The 21229-nt window shown below is 64.6% G+C and carries 17 protein-coding genes; 11 read left to right on the forward strand and 6 right to left on the reverse strand.

All coding sequences use genetic code 11. The annotated features are described in order from the left end of the window. The first annotated feature begins 77 nt into the window (after positions 1 to 77). Together CAG00_RS14190 and tadA are read left to right on the forward strand one after the other, a co-directional pair. Entirely contained in the window at positions 78 to 1460 is a 1383-nt protein-coding gene (locus CAG00_RS14190) for a multicopper oxidase family protein (RefSeq protein ID WP_085664541.1), read from the forward strand. Further along, the gene (gene tadA / locus CAG00_RS14195; RefSeq protein WP_063911428.1) at positions 1460 to 1939 is read left to right on the forward strand and encodes a tRNA adenosine(34) deaminase TadA; all 480 of its coding nucleotides are present in this window, start codon (positions 1460 to 1462) and stop codon (positions 1937 to 1939) included. The genes CAG00_RS14190 and tadA overlap by 1 nt, the downstream gene beginning before the upstream one ends. A gap of 111 nt (positions 1940 to 2050) precedes the next feature. On the opposite strand, the gene mltF is transcribed toward tadA, so the two are convergent. Continuing rightward, on the reverse strand, positions 2051 to 3508 hold the full coding sequence (gene mltF, locus CAG00_RS14200; RefSeq protein WP_013971158.1) for a membrane-bound lytic murein transglycosylase MltF: 1458 nt from the start codon (positions 3506 to 3508) through the stop codon (positions 2051 to 2053). A gap of 357 nt (positions 3509 to 3865) precedes the next feature. On the opposite strand from mltF, the gene purL reads away from it, so the two are divergent. Both purL and CAG00_RS14210 read left to right on the forward strand, forming a co-directional pair. Further along, on the forward strand, positions 3866 to 7765 hold the full coding sequence (gene purL, locus CAG00_RS14205; RefSeq protein WP_075043917.1) for a phosphoribosylformylglycinamidine synthase: 3900 nt from the start codon (positions 3866 to 3868) through the stop codon (positions 7763 to 7765). A gap of 3 nt (positions 7766 to 7768) precedes the next feature. After that, positions 7769 to 8080 carry an NGG1p interacting factor NIF3 gene (locus tag CAG00_RS14210; RefSeq protein ID WP_085664542.1) on the forward strand — a complete coding sequence of 104 codons (312 nt, stop codon included), beginning with the start codon at positions 7769 to 7771 and terminating at the stop codon, positions 8078 to 8080. Positions 8081 to 8183: 103 nt separating this feature from the next. Here CAG00_RS14210 and tatC read toward each other — a convergent pair whose 3' ends face one another. From tatC to tatA, 3 genes are read right to left on the reverse strand one after another with little or no spacing between them, the layout of a single operon-like run. Beyond that, positions 8184 to 8945: a twin-arginine translocase subunit TatC gene (tatC, locus tag CAG00_RS14215; RefSeq protein WP_085664543.1), complete on the reverse strand. Its 762-nt coding sequence runs from the start codon at positions 8943 to 8945 to the stop codon at positions 8184 to 8186. Further along, on the reverse strand, positions 8942 to 9247 hold the full coding sequence (gene tatB, locus CAG00_RS14220; protein ID WP_085664544.1) for a Sec-independent protein translocase protein TatB: 306 nt from the start codon (positions 9245 to 9247) through the stop codon (positions 8942 to 8944). Before tatB ends, tatC begins: the two co-directional genes overlap by 4 nt. Next, positions 9247 to 9480: a twin-arginine translocase TatA/TatE family subunit gene (gene tatA, locus CAG00_RS14225; protein WP_085664545.1), complete on the reverse strand. Its 234-nt coding sequence runs from the start codon at positions 9478 to 9480 to the stop codon at positions 9247 to 9249. The genes tatB and tatA overlap by 1 nt, the downstream gene beginning before the upstream one ends. 145 nt (positions 9481 to 9625) lie before the next feature. Between tatA and gspK the strand changes: the two genes are divergently transcribed. Next, positions 9626 to 10591, forward strand: a complete 966-nt coding sequence (gspK, locus tag CAG00_RS14230) for a type II secretion system minor pseudopilin GspK (protein ID WP_085664546.1) — start codon at positions 9626 to 9628, stop codon at positions 10589 to 10591. A gap of 258 nt (positions 10592 to 10849) precedes the next feature. Here gspK and CAG00_RS14235 read toward each other — a convergent pair whose 3' ends face one another. Then, on the reverse strand, positions 10850 to 11749 hold the full coding sequence (locus CAG00_RS14235; RefSeq protein WP_139657443.1) for an RHS repeat-associated core domain-containing protein: 900 nt from the start codon (positions 11747 to 11749) through the stop codon (positions 10850 to 10852). Between the two features lie 258 nt (positions 11750 to 12007). After that, the gene (locus tag CAG00_RS14240; protein WP_085664547.1) at positions 12008 to 14068 is read right to left on the reverse strand and encodes a PhoX family phosphatase; all 2061 of its coding nucleotides are present in this window, start codon (positions 14066 to 14068) and stop codon (positions 12008 to 12010) included. A 224-nt stretch (positions 14069 to 14292) separates the two neighbouring features. Between CAG00_RS14240 and CAG00_RS14245 the strand changes: the two genes are divergently transcribed. From CAG00_RS14245 to gspG, 6 genes are read left to right on the forward strand one after another with little or no spacing between them, the layout of a single operon-like run. Further along, complete coding sequence (locus CAG00_RS14245; protein ID WP_085664548.1) at positions 14293 to 15933, forward strand: lipoprotein UxpA; 1641 nt, start codon at positions 14293 to 14295, stop codon at positions 15931 to 15933. Beyond that, complete coding sequence (locus CAG00_RS14250) at positions 15930 to 16355, forward strand: pilus assembly protein PilZ (RefSeq protein WP_176240886.1); 426 nt, start codon at positions 15930 to 15932, stop codon at positions 16353 to 16355. Before CAG00_RS14245 ends, CAG00_RS14250 begins: the two co-directional genes overlap by 4 nt. 3 nt (positions 16356 to 16358) lie before the next feature. After that, positions 16359 to 18122 (forward strand): type II secretion system secretin GspD, encoded by a 1764-nt coding sequence (gspD, locus tag CAG00_RS14255; RefSeq protein ID WP_075043924.1) that lies wholly within the window; start codon positions 16359 to 16361, stop codon positions 18120 to 18122. Further along, positions 18122 to 19570 (forward strand): GspE/PulE family protein, encoded by a 1449-nt coding sequence (locus tag CAG00_RS14260; protein WP_085664549.1) that lies wholly within the window; start codon positions 18122 to 18124, stop codon positions 19568 to 19570. Before gspD ends, CAG00_RS14260 begins: the two co-directional genes overlap by 1 nt. Before the next feature lie 3 nt (positions 19571 to 19573). After that, positions 19574 to 20776, forward strand: a complete 1203-nt coding sequence (gene gspF / locus CAG00_RS14265) for a type II secretion system inner membrane protein GspF (RefSeq protein ID WP_085664550.1) — start codon at positions 19574 to 19576, stop codon at positions 20774 to 20776. A gap of 17 nt (positions 20777 to 20793) precedes the next feature. After that, complete coding sequence (gspG, locus tag CAG00_RS14270; protein WP_013971171.1) at positions 20794 to 21228, forward strand: type II secretion system major pseudopilin GspG; 435 nt, start codon at positions 20794 to 20796, stop codon at positions 21226 to 21228. The last annotated feature ends 1 nt before the right edge of the window (position 21229 follow it).

A 21229-nucleotide genomic window follows, 5' to 3' on the forward strand; every position in this document is an offset into this window, starting at 1 on the left:
GCAGGTGTATCGTATTCGCCCTTCATCGCCAGCCATGCTGGCAGCTTGATTGCGCAGAACACGAGGTACCCGCACCGATGTCCTTCACCCGTCGACAAATGCTCAAGGGCCTGACCGGCCTGGTTGTGGTTGGCCTGGGCGCCGGTGGCGCGGCGCGTTACTGGCTGGGCAAGGTCGAAGACGACAATGCCGGCCATGACTACGAGCTGATCGCAGCGCCCTTGGACGTCGAACTGGTGCCTGGGCACAAGACCGAGGCCTGGGCCTTCGGCCCGTCCGCACCGGGTACCGAACTACGCGTGCGCCAGGGTACCTGGCTGCGGGTGCGCTTCATCAACCACCTGCCGGTCGAAACCACCATCCACTGGCACGGTATCCGCCTGCCGCTGGAAATGGACGGCGTGCCCTATGTGTCGCAGCTGCCGGTCAAGCCGGGCGAGTATTTCGACTACAAGTTCCGTGTGCCGGATGCCGGCAGCTACTGGTACCACCCGCACGTCAGTAGCTCCGAAGAGCTGGGCCGTGGCCTGGTCGGCCCGCTGATCGTCGAGGAGCGCGAGCCGACCGGCTTCCAGCATGAGCGCACGCTCAGCCTGAAGAACTGGCACGTGGACGAGCAGGGCGCCTGGTTGCCGTTCAGCATCCCGCGTGAGGCGGCGCGCAACGGCACCGCCGGGCGCCTGATCACCATCAATGGCCAGGCCGATTCGGTCACCGAGCTGCCAGCCGGCCAGGTGGTGCGGGTGCGTCTGCTGAACCTGGACAACACCTGGACCTACCGCATCAACCTCAAGGGCAACTGCGAGGCAAGAATCTATGCTCTGGACGGCAACCCGGTAACCCCGCGCCCATTGGACGATGACTACTGGCTCGGCCCAGGTATGCGTATCTGCCTGGCTATTCGTATACCCGAGGCGGGGGAGGAGATCTCCCTGCGCGACGGTTTCGTGCGCCTGGGCACCCTGCGTTCGGTGGTCAGCAACGACGCGCCGAGCGACTGGCCGCCGGCGCTACCGCCCAACCCGATCGCCGAGCCGGACCTGGAGAATGCCGAAAAGCTCAACTTCAATTTCGAATGGGCGGCGAAAGTCTCGGTCACTACGGACCAGGACAGGCCGTCGAGCATGTGGCAGATCAACGGCCAGGCCTGGGATATCACCGACAAGACTTGCGCCGAGCGGCCGATTGCCACGCTGAAGAAGGGCAAGAGCTACATCTTCGAGCTGAAGAACATGACCCAGTACCAGCACCCGATCCACCTGCACGGCATGAGCTTCAAGGTGATCGGCTCCAACCGCCACGACATCAAGGAGCCGTGGTTCACCGATACCTACCTGCTGGGCAAGAACGAGCGCGCCCAGGTGGCGCTGGTGGCGGATAACCCGGGCACCTGGATGTTCCACTGCCACGTCATCGACCACATGGAAACCGGCCTGATGGCCGCGATCGCGGTGGTCTGATGCGCCCGCAGATCATCGATCGCAGCCGCGATCAGGAATTCATGCGCCTGGCCCTGGCCCTGGCCGCCGAAGGCGCGGCCATGGGCGAGGTGCCGGTGGGCGCGGTACTGGTGCAGCATGGGCAGGTGATCGGGCAGGGCTTCAATCGGCCGATCATCGACAGTGACCCCAGTGCGCACGCCGAGATGGTGGCCATTCGCGCGGCGGCGAAATCCGCCAGCAACTACCGGCTGCCCGGCAGCACCCTGTATGTGACCCTGGAACCGTGCAGCATGTGTGCGGGGTTGATCGTGCATTCGCGGGTGATGCGGGTGGTGTACGGCGCGCTGGAGCCCAAGGCGGGGATCGTGCAGAGCCAGGGGCAGTTCTTCGGGCAGGGCTTCCTGAACCACCGGGTTATGGTGGAGGGCGGGGTGCTGGCGGAGGAGTGCGGGCAGATCCTCAGTGACTTCTTCAAGGCCCGCCGGGCCAAGTCTTGACCTGTTCCGGCCCCTTCGCGGGTAAACCCGCTCCAACAGGAATACCACTATCCTTAAAACCTGTGATGTACCTGTGGGAGCGGGTTCACCCGCGAAGAGGCCGGTGCAGGCCTACATCGGCGGCGACTGCTCCGCCGGCTTGTCCTTGTTCACCCCGGGCACATGCAGGCTGCCCTCGGCCACCTGGCCTTCGAGCTGCGGCTGGGTCACCCAGGTGAGGATGTCGTAGTAGCGACGGATGTTGGCCACGAAATGCACCGGCTCGCCGCCACGTGCATAACCGTATTTGGTCTGCCGATACCACTGCTTCTGCGAAAGCCGCGGCAGCATCTTCTTCACGTCCAGCCACTTGTTCGGGTTGAGCTTCTCGCGCTTGGCCAGGGTGCGGGCGTCTTCCAGGTGGCCGGTGCCGACGTTGTAGGCGGCCAGGGCGAACCAGGTGCGGTCCGGTTCCTGGATGCTGTCGTCGAGCTCTTCCTTGATCTTCATGAAGTACTTGGCGCCGCCCTGGATGCTCTGCTTCGGGTCCAGGCGGTTGGACACGCCCATCGCCTGGGCGGTGCGCTGGGTCAGCATCATCAGGCCGCGCACGCCGGTCTTGGAGGTGACTTCGGGCTGCCACATCGATTCCTGGTAGCCGATGGCGGCCAGCAGGCGCCAGTCCACCTGCTCGACCTTGGCGTAGCTCTTGAAGTGCTTCTCGTACTTGGGCAGGCGCTGCTGCAGGTGCTGGGCGAAGGTGTAGGCACCCACATAGCCCAGTACGTCGACATGGCCGTAGTAGCGGTCCTTCAGGCGTTGCAGGGTGCCGTTCTTCTGTGCCTTGTCGAGGAACTCGTTGACCTCGTTGAGCAGGCTGTTGTCTTCACCGGCCGCCACCGCCCAGCGCTGGTCGCGGGTGTCGCCCAGGTCGAAGGCAACCCGCACGTTGGGGAAGTACACCTGGTTCATCGCCAGCTCGTTGGAGTCGACCAGGGTCAGGTCGATCTGGCCTTCGTCGACCATGCGCAGCAGGTCGACCACCTCGACGGCGTCGGATTCTTCGTATTCCAGGCCCGGGTACTGCTTTTTCAGCTCGGCCAGCTGGTCGGCGTGGCTGCTGCCCTTGAGCACCATGATCTTCTTGCCGACCAGGCCCTTGGCGTTGGTGGGGCGCGTGCGGCCGTTGCGGTAGATGACCTGTGGGGTCACTTCCAGGTAAGGGTGGGAGTACCTGACCTGGGCCTTGCGCCGTTCGCTGGTGACCAGGCCGGCCGCTGCCAGCACCGGGCCGGAGGGCTTGCCGAGGCTGTCGTACAGCTCGTCGAGGTTGTCGGCGGTCTCGATCTGCAGCTTTACGCCGAGATCCTCGGCGAAATGCTGGACCAGCTCGTACTCGAAGCCGGTTTCGCCGTTGCGGTCCTGGAAGTAGGTGGCCGGGCTGTTGCGGGTGATCACGCGCAGCACGCCATCCTCCTTCACGCGCTCGAGGGTGCTGGGTTTTTCAACGCAGGCACCGAGCAGCAGAAAGAGTCCGGTTGCGAAAAGCCATCTGGCGCAACGCTGGCGCAAAGCAGTGTGGGCGAACATAGGTTGCAGTATACGCAAAGGACTGGCCCAACCATATCTCGACAACTGTTAGCTTGTCTGGTAGCGCTTTATGTGCAATGGCGGCCTAGTCCCCTTGTAGGAGCGGCCTTGTGTCGCGATGGGGCGCGCAGCGGCCCCCAGATTTTAAGCTCTGCCGCAGATATCCCTGGGGCCGCTGCGCGCCCCATCGCGACACAAGGCCGCTCCTACAAGGCGAGCGAGGCAGGTGTATTTTTTTGACCCGCAAGTCCGGTTCCGCCGCCCGGCAGGCGTGGCTTAGAGCGGGTGCCGAAACCCTTCGAATTAGGCTAGAATGCACGGCCTCTAAGCACACCCCTTCCTGAGGCTGTCCCGACGATGTTGATCCTGCGCGGCGCTCCTGCCCTTTCTGCCTTTCGCCACGGTAAATTACTCGAGCAACTGAGCCAGAAAGTCCCCGCTGTTACTGGTTTGTATGCCGAATTTGCCCACTTCGCCGATGTCGACGGCGAGCTGACCGCCGACCAGCAGCAGGTGCTGGGGCGTCTGCTCAAGTACGGCCCGAGCGTGCCGGTACAGGAGCCGAGCGGCCGCCTGTTCCTGGTCGTGCCGCGCCTGGGCACCATTTCGCCGTGGGCCAGCAAGGCCAGTGACATCGCCCACAACTGCGGCCTGCAGTCGATCCAGCGCCTGGAGCGCGGTATCGCTTACTACGTTGCCGGCAACCTGAGCGAAGCCGACGCCGAACTGATCGCGGCCGAGCTGCACGACCGCATGACTCAGCGCGTGCTCGGCCAGCTGGAACAGGCCGCTGACCTGTTCAGCCATGCCCAGCCCAAGCCGATGACCTCGGTGGACATCCTCGCCGGTGGCCGTGACGCCCTGGCCAAGGCCAACATCGACCTGGGCCTGGCCCTGGCCGAAGACGAGATCGACTACCTGGTCAACGCCTTCCAGGGCCTCAAGCGCAACCCGAACGACATCGAACTGATGATGTTCGCCCAGGCCAACTCCGAGCACTGCCGCCACAAGATCTTCAACGCCAGTTGGGACATCGACGGCCAGGCTCAGGAAAAGAGCCTGTTCGGCATGATCAAGAACACCTACCAGATGCACAACGAAGGTGTGCTGTCTGCGTACAAGGACAACGCCTCGGTGATCGTCGGCAACGTTGCCGGCCGTTTCTTCCCGAACCCTGAAACCCGCCAGTACGGCGCGGTGCAGGAGCCGGTGCACATCCTGATGAAGGTCGAGACGCACAACCACCCGACCGCCATCGCCCCGTTCTCCGGCGCCTCCACCGGCTCCGGCGGCGAAATCCGCGACGAAGGTGCGACCGGCCGTGGCGCCAAGCCCAAGGCTGGCCTGACCGGCTTCACCGTGTCCAACCTGCGTATCCCGGGCTTCGAACAGCCGTGGGAGCAGGCCTACGGCAAGCCTGAGCGCATCGTCGACGCCCTCGACATCATGATCGAAGGCCCACTGGGTGGCGCTGCGTTCAACAACGAATTCGGTCGCCCGGCGCTGACCGGCTACTTCCGTACCTTCGAGCAGGCCATCAACACCCCGCACGGTGAAGAAGTGCGCGGCTACCACAAGCCGATCATGCTGGCCGGTGGCATGGGCAACATCCGTGAAGACCACGTGCAGAAGGGCGAGATCACCGTCGGCGCCAAGCTGATCGTGCTCGGTGGCCCGGCCATGCTGATCGGCCTGGGCGGCGGCGCCGCTTCGTCGGTGGCTACCGGTGCCAGCTCGGCTGACCTGGACTTCGCTTCGGTACAGCGCGAAAACCCGGAAATGGAGCGCCGTTGCCAAGAGGTTATCGACCGCTGCTGGCAGCTGGGCGACAACAACCCGATCGCCTTCATCCACGACGTTGGCGCCGGCGGTATCTCCAACGCCTTCCCTGAGCTGGTCAACGACGGTGGCCGTGGTGGCCGCTTCGAACTGCGCAACGTGCCCAACGACGAGCCGGGCATGGCCCCGCACGAAATCTGGAGCAACGAATCGCAGGAGCGTTACGTGCTGGCGGTCAGCGCCGTCGACTTCGAGCGCTTCAAGGCAATCTGCGAGCGTGAGCGTTGCCCGTTTGCCGTAGTGGGTGAAGCGACTGAAGAGCAACACCTGACCGTAAGCGACAGCCACTTCGGCAACACGCCGGTAGACATGCCGCTCGACGTACTGCTGGGCAAGCCGCCACGCATGCACCGTTCGGTTACCCGCGAAGCCGAGCTGGGCGATGACTTCGACCCGAGCAAGCTGGACCTGGACAACGCCGTTCAGCGCGTCCTCAGCCACCCGGCCGTGGCCAGCAAGAGCTTCCTGATCACCATTGGCGACCGCACCATCACCGGCCTGGTAGCTCGTGACCAGATGGTCGGCCCGTGGCAGGTACCGGTGGCCGACTGCGCCGTCACCGCCACCAGCTTCGACGTCTACACCGGTGAAGCCATGGCCATGGGCGAGCGTACCCCGCTGGCTCTGCTGGACGCCCCGGCGTCCGGCCGCATGGCAATTGGTGAGACACTGACCAACCTGGCTGCCTCGCGCATCGAGAAGCTGTCCGACATCAAGCTGTCGGCCAACTGGATGTCTGCCGCCGGCCACCCAGGTGAAGACGCCCGCCTGTACGACACCGTCAAGGCTGTCGGCATGGAGCTTTGCCCGGAGCTGGGCATTACCATTCCGGTCGGCAAAGACTCGATGTCGATGAAGACCAAGTGGAGCGACGAGGGCGTCGAGAAGAGCGTTACCTCGCCAATGTCGCTGATCATCACCGGCTTCGCCCCGGTCACCGACATCCGCAAGACCCTGACCCCGCAACTGCGCATGGACAAGGGCGAGACCGACCTGATCCTGATCGACCTGGGCCGCGGCAAGAACCGCATGGGCGCCTCGATCCTGGCACAGACCTACGGCAAGATCGCTGCCCAGGCACCGGACGTCGACGACGCCGAAGACCTGAAGGCGTTCTTCGCCGTGATCCAGGGCCTGAACGAAGATGGCCACCTGCTGGCCTACCACGACCGCTCCGACGGCGGCCTGGTCACCACCGTGCTGGAAATGGCCTTCGCCGGCCACTGCGGCCTCGACCTGCACCTCGACCCGCTGACCGACAGCAAGGGCGACGTGCCGGCCATCCTCTTCAACGAAGAGCTGGGCGCGGTCATCCAGGTTCGCCAGGATGCCACCCCCGACGTACTGGCACAGTTCAGCGCCGCTGGCCTGGGTGAAGGCTGCGTAGCGGTGATCGGCAAGCCGGTCAACAACGGTGAAGTGTCCATCAGCCTGAACGGCGAAGTGCTGTTCGACGACGACCGCCGCATGCTGCAGCGCCAGTGGGCCGAGACCAGCTACCAGATCCAGCGCCTGCGTGACAACGCCGACTGCGCTGACCAGGAATTCGACCTGCTGCTCGAGGAAGACAACCCGGGCCTGTCGGTCAAGCTGGGCTTCGATGTCAACGACGACATCGCCGCGCCGTACATCAAGAAGGGTGTGCGCCCGCAAGTGGCCATCCTGCGCGAGCAGGGCGTCAACGGCCAGGTCGAGATGGCAGCCGCCTTCGACCGTGCCGGCTTCGCCGCCATCGACGTGCACATGAGCGACATCCTCGCTGGCCGTGTCGACTTCGAAGCCTTCAAGGGCCTGGTCGCCTGCGGTGGCTTCTCCTACGGCGACGTGCTGGGTGCCGGTGAAGGCTGGGCCAAGTCGGCGCTGTTCAACAGCCGCGCCCGTGACGCCTTCCAGGCCTTCTTCGAGCGTACCGACAGCTTCGCCCTGGGCGTGTGCAACGGTTGCCAGATGATGTCCAACCTGCACGAGCTGATCCCGGGCACCGAGCACTGGCCGCACTTCGTGCGCAACCGCTCGGAGCAGTTCGAAGCGCGTGTGGCCATGGTCGAAGTGCAGAAGTCCAACTCGATCTTCCTGCAGGGCATGGCCGGTTCGCGCATGCCGATCGCCATCGCCCACGGTGAAGGCCATGCCGAGTTCGCCAGCGAAGAAGCACTGCTGGCAGCCGATCTGTCCGGTTGCGTGGCCCTGCGCTACGTCGACAACCACGGCAAGGTCACCGAAGCCTACCCGGCCAACCCGAACGGCTCGCCGCGTGGTATCACCGGCCTCACCAGCCGCGACGGCCGCGTGACCATCATGATGCCGCACCCGGAGCGTGTGTTCCGTGCCGTGCAGAACTCCTGGCGCCCGGATGAGTGGCAGGAAGATGCCGCGCTGATGCGTATGTTCCGTAACGCACGGGTGTGGGTGAACTAAGGCGTGTACAAGCTCGCCTTCTTCGTCCCCGCCAGCCACGTCGAAGTGGTCAAGGCCGCTGTGTTCGCCGCGGGTGGCGGGCGCATCGGTGACTATGACCACTGCGCCTGGCAGACGCTGGGCCAGGGCCAGTTCCGCCCGCTGGACGGCAGCCAGCCGTTCCTCGGGCAAACCGGCCAGGTCGAGGTGGTGGAGGAGTGGAAGGTGGAGCTGGTGGTGGCTGACGACCTGATTGCCCAGGTCGTCGCTGCACTCAAGCAGGCCCACCCGTACGAGACGCCAGCCTACGAAGTCTGGCGGCTCGCCGAGTTCTAGACCGCATCAAGGCTATTCGCGGGCAAGCCCGCTCCCACAGGGATCGCACAACCCTCGGATATTGTGCGATCCCTGTGGGAGCGGGTTTACCCGCGAAGAGGCACTACAATCCAGCCACAATCTCCTTGCCCTGCCCAGGCCGCTTCAACCACCCACAAGCCAGCAACCCCACCTCGAACAGCACCCACATCGGCACCGCCAGCATCGTCTGCGAAAACACATCCGGCGGCGTCAGGATCATCCCCACCACAAAGCAGCCGACGATCACGTAGGGCCTGCTGCGTCGCAACGTAGCCACATCGGCCAACCCCACCCAGACCACGATAAACGTCGCTACCGGGATCTCGAACGCCAGCCCGAACGCCAGAAACAGCGCCAGGATAAAGTCCAGGTACTGGCTGATATCGGTCATCATCGCCACGCCCTCTGGTGTCACGCTGGCAAAGAAGCCGAACATCATCGGGAACACCAGGAAGAATGCGAAGGCCATGCCGGCATAGAACAGCACGATGCTCGACACCAGCAACGGCAGGGCAACGCGCCGTTCACGGCGGTACAGCCCCGGCGCCAGAAAGCCCCAGGCCTGGTGCAGCAGCAGCGGCATGGCGACGAACACTGCGCACATCGCGGTCAGCTTGAACGGTGTCAGGAACGGCGAAGTGACGCTGGTGGCGATCATGCTCGCGCCTTCCGGCAAGAAGCGCCGCAGCGGTTCGGAAATCAGCGTGTACAGCGTCTGGGCGAAGGGGAACAGCCCGGCGAACACCAGCGCCACCAGCGCCAGGCAACGCACCAGGCGTTTGCGCAGGTCGCGCAGGTGTTCGGTCAGCGGCATGGTCGCCGCCGGGTCCATGGCAATGCTCATGAAAGGTTTTCCTTGGGGGGAGCGACCGTGGCCGCATCATTGGCCGGCTCCGCGTTCAGGCTGATGCCTTGGCGGATCTCCTGTTCCAGGCGCTGCAAAGGCGCACTGTCGAGAGTGGGTAGCTCGACAGCGGGCAGTTCGATCTCCCGCTCCACCTGCCTGCGCAAGGCGTGCATGGCCCTGTGCGCCTGGCCCAGGCCGCGCCCGAGGGTGCGTGCCGCCACCGGCAGGCGCTCCGGGCCTAGAACCAACAGCGCGACGATGCCGACCAGCAGCAACTCGCTGAAGCCTACCTCGAACATCAGGGCTGACGGTCCGCTTGCGGTTGCTGCGTACCCTGACCGGTCAGCGGGCACGGTTGCTGCACCTGCGTATGCGCTGGGGGAGTGGCGTCAGTGTCACCGCCCATGGACTTGCGAAAACCCTGGATCGCCTCGCCCACATCGCTGCCCAGGCCCTTGAGGCGCTTGGTACCAAACAGCAGGAATACGATCAGCAGTACGATCACCAGTTGCCAGATTCCAATGCCACCCATTGCGACCACTCCTGTAAGGTCATGAAAAGGAAAGACAATCCTGCCTCGCGCAGATGACGTACACATGACGAACGGTCGCTGCCATCTACCTGCAACACCCGGCGTGTTGACTGGCGTCTTTATTCGGCGACAGAGGCAGGCAAGGATGGGTGGCAGGCAACAGCAGGGCGCGGCCCTGCTGATGGTGATGGTGGTGCTGGCGATGCTGGCGGCGGGCATGGCCTGGCTGGTTGAAGATGGCCGGCGCCAGGTCGATGATGTGCGCCTGTTGCACCAGCGGGTGCAGGCGCGAGCGATGGAGCAGGCCGGCCTGGCCTATGCCGAGCAGGCCCTGCGTGACCCCAGCTGGCGGCTTAGCCCGCTGTTCTGGCAGGCGTTGCGCGGGCAGCCGTTGAACTACGATTTTGGCGCCGGCGAGGCGCAGTTGCGGGTGCGCGACCAGCACACCTGTTTCAACGTCAATGCGCTGCTTGGCGCTGACGGCGAGCGTGCTGCGCGCCAGCTGCGTTACCTGCTGGGCGACGACATGGCTGCCGAGCGCCTGGTCGATGCCCTGGCCGACTGGCTGGATGCCGACAGCGATACCCGCCTGCAGGGCGCCGAGAGCGCCCAGTACCTGCGCCAGCAACCACCGCGCCTGGCGGCCAACCAGCCAATGCTCGATACCAGCGAGCTGAACCTGCTACTGGAGCCGGACGCCAGCCGCCAGGGCCGCTACCCGATGCTGTGCGCCTTACCGCAGACCACCGGCTGGCGGCTGAATGCCAATGCCCTTGGGCTGGAGCATCTGCCATTGCTGGAGGCGCTGTATGAAGGGCGCTATCCGCGCTCGTTGCTCAGCCGCATCATCAGCGGCCGGCCGGCGTCGGGGTATGTGGATGCAACTGCGCTACGCCAGGCCCTGGGGGCGGTGGATGACGAAACCTTCGAGCGCTTGAGCGAAGGGCTGCTGCTGAACAGCGGGTATTTCCTGTTGCAGCTGTCGTTCGCGGAGGAGGGGCGGGTGATACGCAGTGAGTTCCAGGTGGAGGCGCTGGGGGTGGTGCAATGGCATGCCCGGGTACCGGCGCAGCAGGTGCGGGTGCGCAGCCGCGAGCCGATGGTGTGGTAGGGCTTGAGATTGCCGGGGCTGCTTTGCGGCCCCTATGCCTAGAACGGTCAGACAGTCCCAATCTCGCCGCCATCAGTACGCTGGATCACCACAGTCACAGCCTGAAGCCTTTCCGTGGCCCATGTCGCGGAACTATTTTTCGCTGAGCAATACATCCTTGGAAGAGGCGCGTCACAAGACCACGGCGCTGCTCCAATTTGCTCGACAGCACCCTTGGATTGCAAAAGCTAATTCAATGGCGGTTGAAGCATTATGGTGCTATCGGAAATATACATTTCGAATGGCTGATGCAGTATCACTGATTAGGCGTCTATCGAGATAAGCTAGAGTTCCGAGCTCGGCGGTTACAGCGAGAGCCGTATTGGGTTCGCCAAAAATACTATTCGTTACACGGTCGGTAGTATAGGCCACTGCAAGTCCAGCGGCTGCATGGTTTAACTGTCTGACGGCCGCATTAGACAATGGTTCTAGTACTGTGGCACTATTAATGACTCTGTTTCCTATTCTCGCGGCAAACTCGATGTCACGGATATTTAGTGAAACGTGAAATGAATCCGGTGATGGTGCTTGTTCAGTGGTATGAATTCTTATATTAACGTTGGGGCTTTGTAAGGTTTGGTTTCCGGTGCGTAACTGTGGTCTATCTACAGAATATGTTGGAAGCTTACCGGCCAGCCAATTTACTCCCCGCTTCAACCATTGCCACCATTGTCCATTTGGGTCATGCCGATTGATGGGGTCGTTCTGGCAATAGCTGTATCCATTAGGTCCACCTTTACGGAACGGAGATTGATTATCACTCTGGAGAAATCGTCTTGATCTGGGACTATAGAATCGGCGTCCATTGCCAAGTGCATAACATTGCAGCATTGTATCGAGTCGCTGCCCGCTGAATGCGACAAGATGTGCTAATGGAGTTGTTTGGAGAAATCCATAGGGCGAATAGTTTTGTGGCAAACCTTCTGGAATACTGCGCAAAGCAGTGTTTGCATTGTCGGATTGCAGAATTTGGCTGGCTTTTTTCGAGATGTCTAGTTCCGCTAGTGTAATGCCATTGGCCCACAATAGGCGACGTGGGCTGTCACTTGCTTCACAAGTCAATTGGTTATCTTGGAAAAAGAATTTTTTCCGTTTTGATTGGGGCGTTGCTGAACGCATGTGTGTGTTCCAAAGGGTTACAAGTGGTAAAAGTATTTTTCACAAGCTTGCGGATGTCTACTGGCAGATTTATCAGGTGGTTTGAATACACTGCTACTGGGCATGCGGTCCCGAGTAGAAATGTAACGGATGATTTTTCCGGGGCTGCTTTGCAGCCCATCGCGACACAAGGCCGCTCCTACAGGGGAATGCGATCCCTTGTAGGAGCGGCCTTGTGTCGCGATAGGGCCGCAAAAGCGGCCCCCGTGCGCAGATCAATCAGGCGGTGCCGATCTCCCCGCCATCGATACGCTGGATCACCACGGTCGCAGCCCGCGGCCTTACCGTGGCACCTGCCGGGGTGGCATCGGTGGCCTTGTCGGTATACGGCCAGTTCTCCGGGTGCTGGATGTTGACGAACAGCGTCTTGTTGTCCGGGGTAAAGGTAATGCCGGTCACCTCGCAGCCATTCGGCCCGACGAAGAAGCGGCGCAGGTCCACCTGGTTCTGCGCGTTCACCGGCACCTGCTTGCCACTGGCATCCACCAGATTGGTGGGGATCACTGCCAGCAGCTGGTCGTTGGTGTAGTCGGTCACGGTGCTCTCGCCGTTGTCGGTCTCGAACCACAACACGCCACGGCTATCGAAACTCATGCCGTCCGGGCTGGCGAACTGGTTCAGTTCGGTCAGGCCGGAGCGGTTGATGTCGGCCGTACCGGCAGCGTTGGCGCCGAACACGAAGATGTCCCAGGTGAAGCTCAGCTGGTCGTCGCTGTCGTGCCAGCGGATGATGTGGCCGTGACGGTTCGGGCCGCGCGGGTTGGCTGCATCGACCTTCTCCGGGGTGCGCGCGCTGTTGTTGGTCAGGGTCAGGTACACGTCGCCGTTCAGCGGGTTGACCGTGGTCCATTCCGGGCGGTCCATCGGCGTTGCGCCCACCGCATCGCCAGCACCACGGGTGTTGAGGATGATGCCCGGCAGGTCGCCATACAGCGCACCCAAGGTGCTGCCGCCAGTGGTCGCAGTGCCCACGTCCAGCAGCAGCCATACGCCAGTGCCGTCGGCATTGAAGCGTGCCACGTACAGCTTGCCCTGGTCGAGGTACTTGGCGCCGGTGGCCAGGCGGTCGGCGGGGTTGGCGTCGGCGGCGTCCCACACAGCGGTGGACACCCACTTGTACAGGTACTCGTTGTTCGAATCGTCGCCCATGTACCACACCAGCGGTTTGCCCGCGACCGCCAGGCCCGGGCAGCAACCTTCGTGGCGGAAACGGCCCAGCGCGGTGCGCTTGGTGGCCAGTGTGGCGCTGTTGTACGGATCGATCTCGACGATGTAGCCGTAGGTGCTGGCTTCGTTGCGGTAGTCGTCGGTGGCGCTGGCGCCTTTGACGGTGACGTCGAAACGAGCGAATTCGTCGGCCACTTCGCTGCTGTCACCGGCTGCGGTTTCCCACTTGTACTGGCCGCTGGAGGTGCCCACGCCAATGCGGCGCTGGTCTTCAGGGCGGGTACCTTTGTTGACGAAGATGCCTGGCCAGTTCTCTTCACAGGTCAAGTAGGTACCCCAGGGGGTGTAGCCGTTGCCGCAGTTGTTGTTGGTGCCGCGGCAGTGGGTGCCGTCCGGCGAATACTTGGTCTTCACGTGATCAGTGCCGCGCAGGGGGCCGGTTATTTCCATGCGCGAGGCGGTTGTGAAACGGCGGTTGAGCGGGTCGTTGTCGACCACCTGCCAGCGGCCGCCGATTTTCTGCAGGCGCACCACGCCGGCACCATGGGCGTTGATTTCCTTGCGCACTTCCTCGACCGGGCGCTTGCCGTTCACATCGGTGGTCGGGCCGGCCGGGTGCAGGGCGGCGGTGTCGATGTACTCGAAGTTGATCGCCAGCAGGCCGTCTTCGGAGCTGCCGTTGATGGGGAAGAAGTGCATGCCGTCATGGTGCATGCCCATGGCGTTGGCCTGGTCGGTCGAGGTGTTGCTGCCGTCGGACTTCCACGGGTTGCCGTTGCTGTTGATCGGCGTGCCCCAGGGCGCCAGCACGTAGGCGCTGTAGCCGGCGGCAACCACGCAGGCGTCGGTGCGCGAGCCCGGGATGGACTGGAAGCCCAGTGACAGTTTCGGCACTTCCGGCTCAGTCACGGGTGGCTCGGTGACCGGATCATCGTGATCGGAACCACCACCGTCGAAGCAGCCTGTCAGGCCGGTACCGGCAATCATGGCGATGGCGGCGCCCAGGCTGCCGCGCATCACGCTGCGGCGGCTCAGGTAGGCGTCCATGACGTTGGCCATCGGCAGGTTGCCGCTTTGGTTCCGGTCCAGGTTGTCGCCGGTATCTCGACTCATCAGGGTGTCCTTATGTTGGCTGAGTTAGAGGAAACCGCGACTTTAGTGCGCAAATATGATGATTCATTGGCAGAAATGTTAAGGGGGTTTTAAAACAACTCGCTCTTAGAAGCGTGCTGTACAGATCACTTTGGAATGGCTGTCGGATTTCTGCCATCAAACTGTAATGCCAACGCCGCAACATCCGGGGCCCTGAATGAACATGGATAAGGATGGCGGGTTCGATGGCAAGCAGTGTGCACAGGCGCGAAGTGATCGGCTGGATGGGTATCGGTGCCTTGGCACCGTTGCTCGGCGCCTGCTCCGCCTTTCCCGGGCAGCAGGGCGGTAATGCCAGCTTCGACCTGCTGTACGTGGCCGACACCCTCGATGCCCGCCAGCCTGGCCAGGCGGTGGTGCCGGCCACCCGCCTGGGGCCGGTCAGCCACCTGGGCCGCGCCCCATGGATGACCGGCAGCAGTGCCAGCATCGCCTACCCGCAACTGGCGCCGCTGCTCGATGCCAGCCAGGCTGCATCTGCCCAGCTGGGCGGCTACGCGGTGCTGGCTGCGTTGCTCGAGCAGCTGCGCGGCGAGGCTGGGGCGGGCAACAGCCTGACCCTGGAAAACGGCCAGGGCTGGAATGGCAGTGGCCTGGCCTACCTGACCCAAGGCGAAAGCGGCCTGCAGGGCAGCCAGCTGCTGGGCAGTGAAGCGCGGGTCAGCAGCGACGAGCGCGTGCTGTGGCCACAGCGCAGCCCGGCGCTGTATCGCCAGGCTGGCGCCGTTACCCTGGGCGCCGGGCTGGCAGACACGCAACGCCGGGCGTTGGGCCTGGAAGCCTTGCACGTCTTCGAACGCGGCGGTGCACGTATTGCCGTGGTCGGCGTGACCGACCCCTACGCCCAGGACCAGAAAGCCTCCCTTAAACAGTGGTACCAGTCATTGCAGCCGGTGTTCGAACAAGCCCGGCGCGAGGCCGACCTGGTGGTGGCCATGGCCGATGTCGGTACCGGGCCGGGTCTGTGGCTGGCCGAGCGGGTGTCGCAGATCGACGTGCTGCTGTGCGCCCGCGGCCAGGACCTGTGGCCGGCGCCGGTCGAGGTGAGCCAGGCCAGCGGTCGCCGCGTGCCGGTGCTGTTCGCCGGTTGCCGGGGCAGCGGCGCCTTCCGCCTGCGCTGCCAGCGCGTGGCCGGGCTGTGGCAGTTCGACGGGCGTTTCTTCCCGGCCTTTGAGCAACACCTGGCACCGGCCGCGCAGCAGCGAGTCGGGGCATTGCAGGCAGAATTGCGCCAGCAGCGCGCCGGCCACGCGGCCTGGCTCGATCAACCGCTGGCCCGCGCGCCCCAGGCGCTGTGGCGCCGCGATACCCGAGGCGGCAGCTGGGACCGCCTGCTGCATCAGGCCCTGGCCGACGACAGCAGAATGCCGGTGTTGCTGCCGGGCCTGCGTTACGACTACCCGCTGCCCGCCGGGGCGGCCATTACCCGCGAACACCTGATCAGCCTCACCGGTGGCTACCCGGCACCGGTGGTCGAAGCGCCGGCCCGGCAGGTCGAGCAAGTGTTGGAAAACGCCGCGGAGCAACTGTTCGGCGACCCGCTGCTGCTGGACAACAGCCAGGACCTGCCGCGCTGGCAGGGCCAGGCCTGGCGTGTCAGCTACAGCCCGCAAGGCAAGCGCATCAGTGGCCTGGAACCGGTGCAGGGCCTGTGCCGCACCTTTGGCCTGCAATTCGAAACCCAGGCCGGCGAGCCGCTGTGGCAACGGGTCGAAGCCTGGCTCGCCCGCCAGGCGAGCGACTGGCAACTGGCGCCGCTGCAACTGCCCGAAGTGCGCTACGTGCAGGGGCACCCGGGCTGGCACCCAAGGCAACTGGCCTCGTGATGCTCGCCTCGCGCCTGCTGACTGGCGCTGGCCTGACCCTGGCCGGCTGGCTGGCCGCCCAGTGCGTGCTGCAACTGGGCCGCCAGCCGCAACCGGCCACTGCGCCCGCCGCGCCCGACAAGCCGTTGCCTGGCTTGATGGTCGGCCATTGGCAGGTACCCGTCGACGACGGTGCCATTGCCATCACCCGCCTGCCATTGCAATACCTGGGTGGCCTCAAGGCCCAGCCGCTGGCCTCCAGCGTGGTGGTGCTGCGCTATGGCGAGCAGGTGCGCACCTTGGCCCGCGGCCAGCGCCTGGCGCCAGGGATCGTGCTGCAGGACATCGACAGCGATGGCCTGATTTTCAACAATCAGGGGCGGCGTGAACGCCTGCCCTGGCCGCCACGCCCCGCCGTGACCGGCTTCAAGCGGCAAGGATGAACGATGCCTGTTAGATATTGCGTGGCGGCCGCGCTGAGCCTGGCCCTGTCCATGGCCTGTGCTGAAGAGCCGGTGTTCGACGACAATGGCACGCCCATGTACGAGGTGAACTTCGTCGACACCGAACTGGGCGAGTTCATCGACAGCGTGTCGCGCATCACCGGCACCACCTTCATCGTCGACCCCCGCGTCAAGGGCAAGGTCACCGTGCGCACCGTCGACCTGCACGACGCCGATGCCATCTACGACATCTTCCTGGCACAGCTGCGTGCCCAGGGCTACGCCACTGTCGACCTGCCCAACGGCAGCGTGAAGATCGTTCCCGACCAGGCCGCTCGCCTGGAGCCTGTGCCGGTGGAGGCGGGAGGGCAGCAGGGGGAAGGCAGCGACAGCGTGGCCACGCGGGTATTCAATGTGCGCAACGCCGCCAGCGAGCAGGTGCTGGGCATTCTCAAACCCCTGATCGACCCACGGGTCGGTGTGATCACACCTTATCCGGCGGCGCACCAGTTGGTAGTTACCGACTGGCGCAGCAACCTGGAACGTATCGCCAGCTTGCTGCGCCAGCTTGACCGCCCCCAGGACGCACCAGGCAGCGGCAGTACCCAGGTCATCTACCTGCGCCATGCCAATGCTGGCGAAGTGGTCAAGGTGTTGCGTGGGCTCAGCCAGGAAGGCATGGCGCCCTCTGAAGGTGCGGGCGAAGCAGAGGGCAAGGACAGGCCCGTAGTGCCTGTCGCCGGAGGCTCGGGCATCCGCCTGGAATACGAAGAAGGCACCAACGCCGTGGTCATGGTCGGCCCCGACAGCGAGCTGGCCGCCTACCGTGCGATCGTCGAGCAGCTGGACATCCGCCGTGCCCAGGTAGTGGTGGAAGCGATCATCGCCGAGGTATCCGACAGCAGCGCCCAGGAACTGGGCGTGCAGTGGCTGTTCGCTGACGAGAAGTTCGGTGCCGGCATCGTCAATTTCGGCAGCAACGGGGTAAACATCGCCAGCATCGCCGGGGCCGCTGCCAGTGGCGACAACGAGGCCCTTGGCGACCTGCTGTCCAGCACCACCGGCGCCATGGCGGGTATCGGCCATTTCGGCGGCGGCTTCAACTTCGCCATGCTGGTCAACGCGCTGAAGGGCAAGAGCGGCTTCAACCTGCTGTCCACGCCCACCCTGCTGACCCTGGACAACGCCGAGGCGTCGATCCTGGTCGGCCAGGAGGTGCCCTTCGTCACTGGATCGGTGACGCAGAACAACGCCAACCCGTACCAGACCATCGAGCGCAAGGAAGTCGGGGTGAAGCTGCGCATCAAGCCGCAGATCAACGTCGACAACAGCGTGCGCCTGGACATCGTCCAGGAAGTGTCGTCGATTGCCGACACTACGGCTGCCAGCGACGTGATCACCAACAAGCGCGAGATCAAGACCAAGGTCATGGTCGAGGACAACGGCCTGGTGATCCTCGGCGGCCTGATCAGCGACGAACTGAGCACCAGCGACCAGCGCGTGCCGCTGCTTGGCGATATCCCTTACCTGGGCCGGCTGTTCCGCTCCGACGCCACCAAGAACACCAAGCAGAACCTGATGGTGTTCATCCGCCCGCGCATCCTGCGTGACGGGCCGAGCCTGGCCGGGCTCAGCGAAGACAAGTACCGCACCTTGCAGCAGACCACACCGCTGCAGTTGCCCGACCTTGCGGATGCGCAAGACGCTACGCCGTTGCTGCAGGTGTTCCCCTCCAGCCGCGCACGGCTGGAAGGCGGTGACTGGTGATGCTGCCTTATCGCCAGGCACGGCAGAGCGGGGTGGCCATGGCCCCTGCGGAGCAGGGCTGGCAGCTATGGTTGCGGCACGACGCCGACAGCGCCCAATTGCAGGAGCTGCTGCGCGTGCACGGCCAGCCCAGCCTGCTCGAATACCTGGAGCCTGCACTGTTCGACGAACGCCTCGGCCAGCTGTACCAGGCCGGCGATGCTGCCACCGAGGCGCTGATCGAAGGCATCGGCGACCAGGTCGACCTGGACAGCCTGATGAGCGAAATGCCGCGCATCGAGGACCTGCTGGAAAGCGACGACGAAGCCCCGGTGATCCGCCTGATCAACGGCCTGTTCGGCCAGGCCCTGCGCCTGCGCGCTTCGGACATTCATATAGAAACCTTCGAGCAGAGCCTGGTGGTGCGCCTGCGGGTCGATGGCCACCTGCGCGAAGTGTTGCGCCCACCGCGTGCGCTGTCGGCCATGCTGGTGTCGCGGATCAAGGTCATGGCCCGTCTGGACATCGCCGAAAAGCGCCAGCCCCAGGATGGCCGTATCACCCTGCGTGCGGCGGGGCGCGAAGTGGATGTGCGGGTCTCGACGCTGCCCGGCATCCACGGCGAACGGGTGGTGATGCGCGTGCTCGACAAGCAGGCCAGCCTGCTGGCGCTGGTCAACCTGGGCATGCCGGCAGCGGTGTTGCAGGGCCTGCGCAGTTGCCTGGCGCGGCCCAACGGCATCGTGCTGTCCACGGGGCCTACCGGTTCGGGCAAGACCACTACCCTGTATGCCAGCCTCAACAGCCTCAACGACGGCAGCCGCAACATCCTCACGGTCGAGGACCCGGTGGAATACGCTATCGCCGGCATCGGCCAGACTGCGATCAACCCGCGTGCCGGGCTGACCTTTGCCAGCGGCCTGCGCGCCATCCTGCGCCAGGACCCGGACGTGATCATGCTCGGCGAAATCCGTGACCAGGAGACCGCGCAGATCGCCGTACAGGCCAGCCTCACCGGCCACCTGGTGTTGTCCACGCTGCACACCAACAGTGCGGTGGGCGCGGTGACCCGCCTGCGCGACATGGGCATCGAACCGTTCCTGATCGCCTCGTGCCTGCGCGGCGTACTGGCCCAGCGCCTGGTGCGGCGCTTGTGCAGTTGCGCCGTCGCGCACCCGCTGCAGCCGGCGGAACGCGACCTGTGGCCCGAACTGGCGGCGCTGGGCAGCAGCTACCACGCGGTGGGCTGCGAGCAATGCCAGGGCAGCGGGTATGTCGGGCGCCTGGGCCTGTATGAATTCATCGAGCTGGATGCCGGGCTGATCGGCCTGTTGTACGACGGCGCCAGTGAACTGGCCATGCAGGACTACCTGGCCGAGCGCCGGCAGAGCCTGGTGGCGATGGCCAGCGACTGCCTGGCCCGTGGCGAGACCAGCCTGGCCGAAGTACTGCGCGTGGTGCAGGGCTGAGCCATGCCGACCTATCGCTACCAGGCCGTCGACCTCGCCGGCAAGACCCACAAGGCCAGCTTGCAGGCCGACAGTGAACGGCATGCCCGCCAGTTGTTGCGTGAGCAGGGCCTGTTCGCCCGCCGCTTGCAGCGTCACGAAGCCGGCACCCGACAACCACGACGTCAGCGCCTGAGCCGCGCCCAGATGTGCGAACTGACTCGGCAGCTGGCCACCCTGACCGGTGCTGGCATCCCTCTGGTCGACGCCCTGGCTACCTTGGAACGGCAACTGCGCCAGCCCGCCCTGCACAGTGTGCTGGTGGCCTTGCGCGGCTCGTTGGCCGAAGGCCTGGGCCTGGCCCGCAGCCTGGCGCGTCAGGGGGCACCGTTTACCGGCCTGTACTGCGCGCTGGTCGAGGCCGGCGAGCGCTCCGGGCGCCTGGCCCAGGTGCTGACCCGCCTCGCCGACCATCTGGAGCAGGTTCAACGACAGCAGCACAAGGCACGTACCGCGCTGATCTACCCCACCGTGTTGATGGGGGTGTCGCTTGCCGTGGTGGTAGGCCTGATGACCTTCGTCGTACCCAAGCTCACCGAACAATTCGCCCATGCCGGGCAGAGCCTGCCGCTCATTACATCGCTGTTGATCGGCCTGAGCCAAGGGTTGGTGCAGGCCGGGCCCTGGCTTTTGGGGCTGGCCCTGTTGCTCGGCGCGCTCGGCGGCTGGTTGCTGCGCAAGCCGCACTGGTGCCTGCGCCGCGACCAGCTGCTGCTACGCCTGCCACATATCGGCAGCCTGCTTCAGGTGCTGGAAAGCGCGCGCCTGGCACGCAGCCTGGCAATCCTCAGCGGCAGCGGCGTGGCCCTGCTCGAAGCCCTGCAAGTGGCCACCGAAACCGTCGGCAACCGGCGTATCCGCCTGGCCATGGAGCAGGTGCGCCAGCAGGTGCAGGGCGGCACCAGCCTGCATCGCGCGCTGGATGCCAGCCAGCAGTTCCCGCCGCTGCTGGTGAACATGGTCGGCAGCGGCGAGGCCAGCGGCACTTTGGCCGACATGCTCGAGCGCGTGGCCGACGACCAGGAGCGCGGCTTCGCCCGCCAGGTCGATACCGCCATGGCGCTGTTCGAACCCCTGATGATCCTGGTGATGGGCGCCGTGGTGCTGTTCATCGTGCTGGCGGTGCTGTTGCCGATCATGCAACTCAACCAGGGCCTGCAACTGTGACGACAAGGAGTACTGCCATGCAGCATCGACGTAACCGCCAGCGCGGTTTCACCCTCATGGAAATCATGGTGGTGATTTTCATCATCGGCCTGCTGATCGCCGTGGTCGCGCCCAGCGTGCTGGGCAACCAGGACAAGGCCATGAAGCAGAAAGTGATGGCCGACCTGGCCACCCTGGAGCAGGCGCTGGACATGTACCGCCTGGACAACCTGCGCTTCCCCAGTAGCGAGCAGGGCCTGGCCGCGCTGGTGAAAAAGCCGGCCCAGGAACCGCTGCCACGGGCCTGGCGCAGCGACGGCTACGTGCGCCGCCTGCCGGAAGACCCGTGGGGCACCCCGTACCAGTACCGCATGCCCGGCGAACATGGCCGGGTCGACGTGTACTCGCTGGGCGCCGACGGCCTGCCGGGCGGCGAAGGCCAGGATGCCGACCTGGGTAACTGGGAGCTGTAAC

The organism is Pseudomonas sp. B5(2017) (assembly GCF_002112825.1).
GTDB classification, from domain to species: domain Bacteria; phylum Pseudomonadota; class Gammaproteobacteria; order Pseudomonadales; family Pseudomonadaceae; genus Aquipseudomonas; species Aquipseudomonas putida_Z.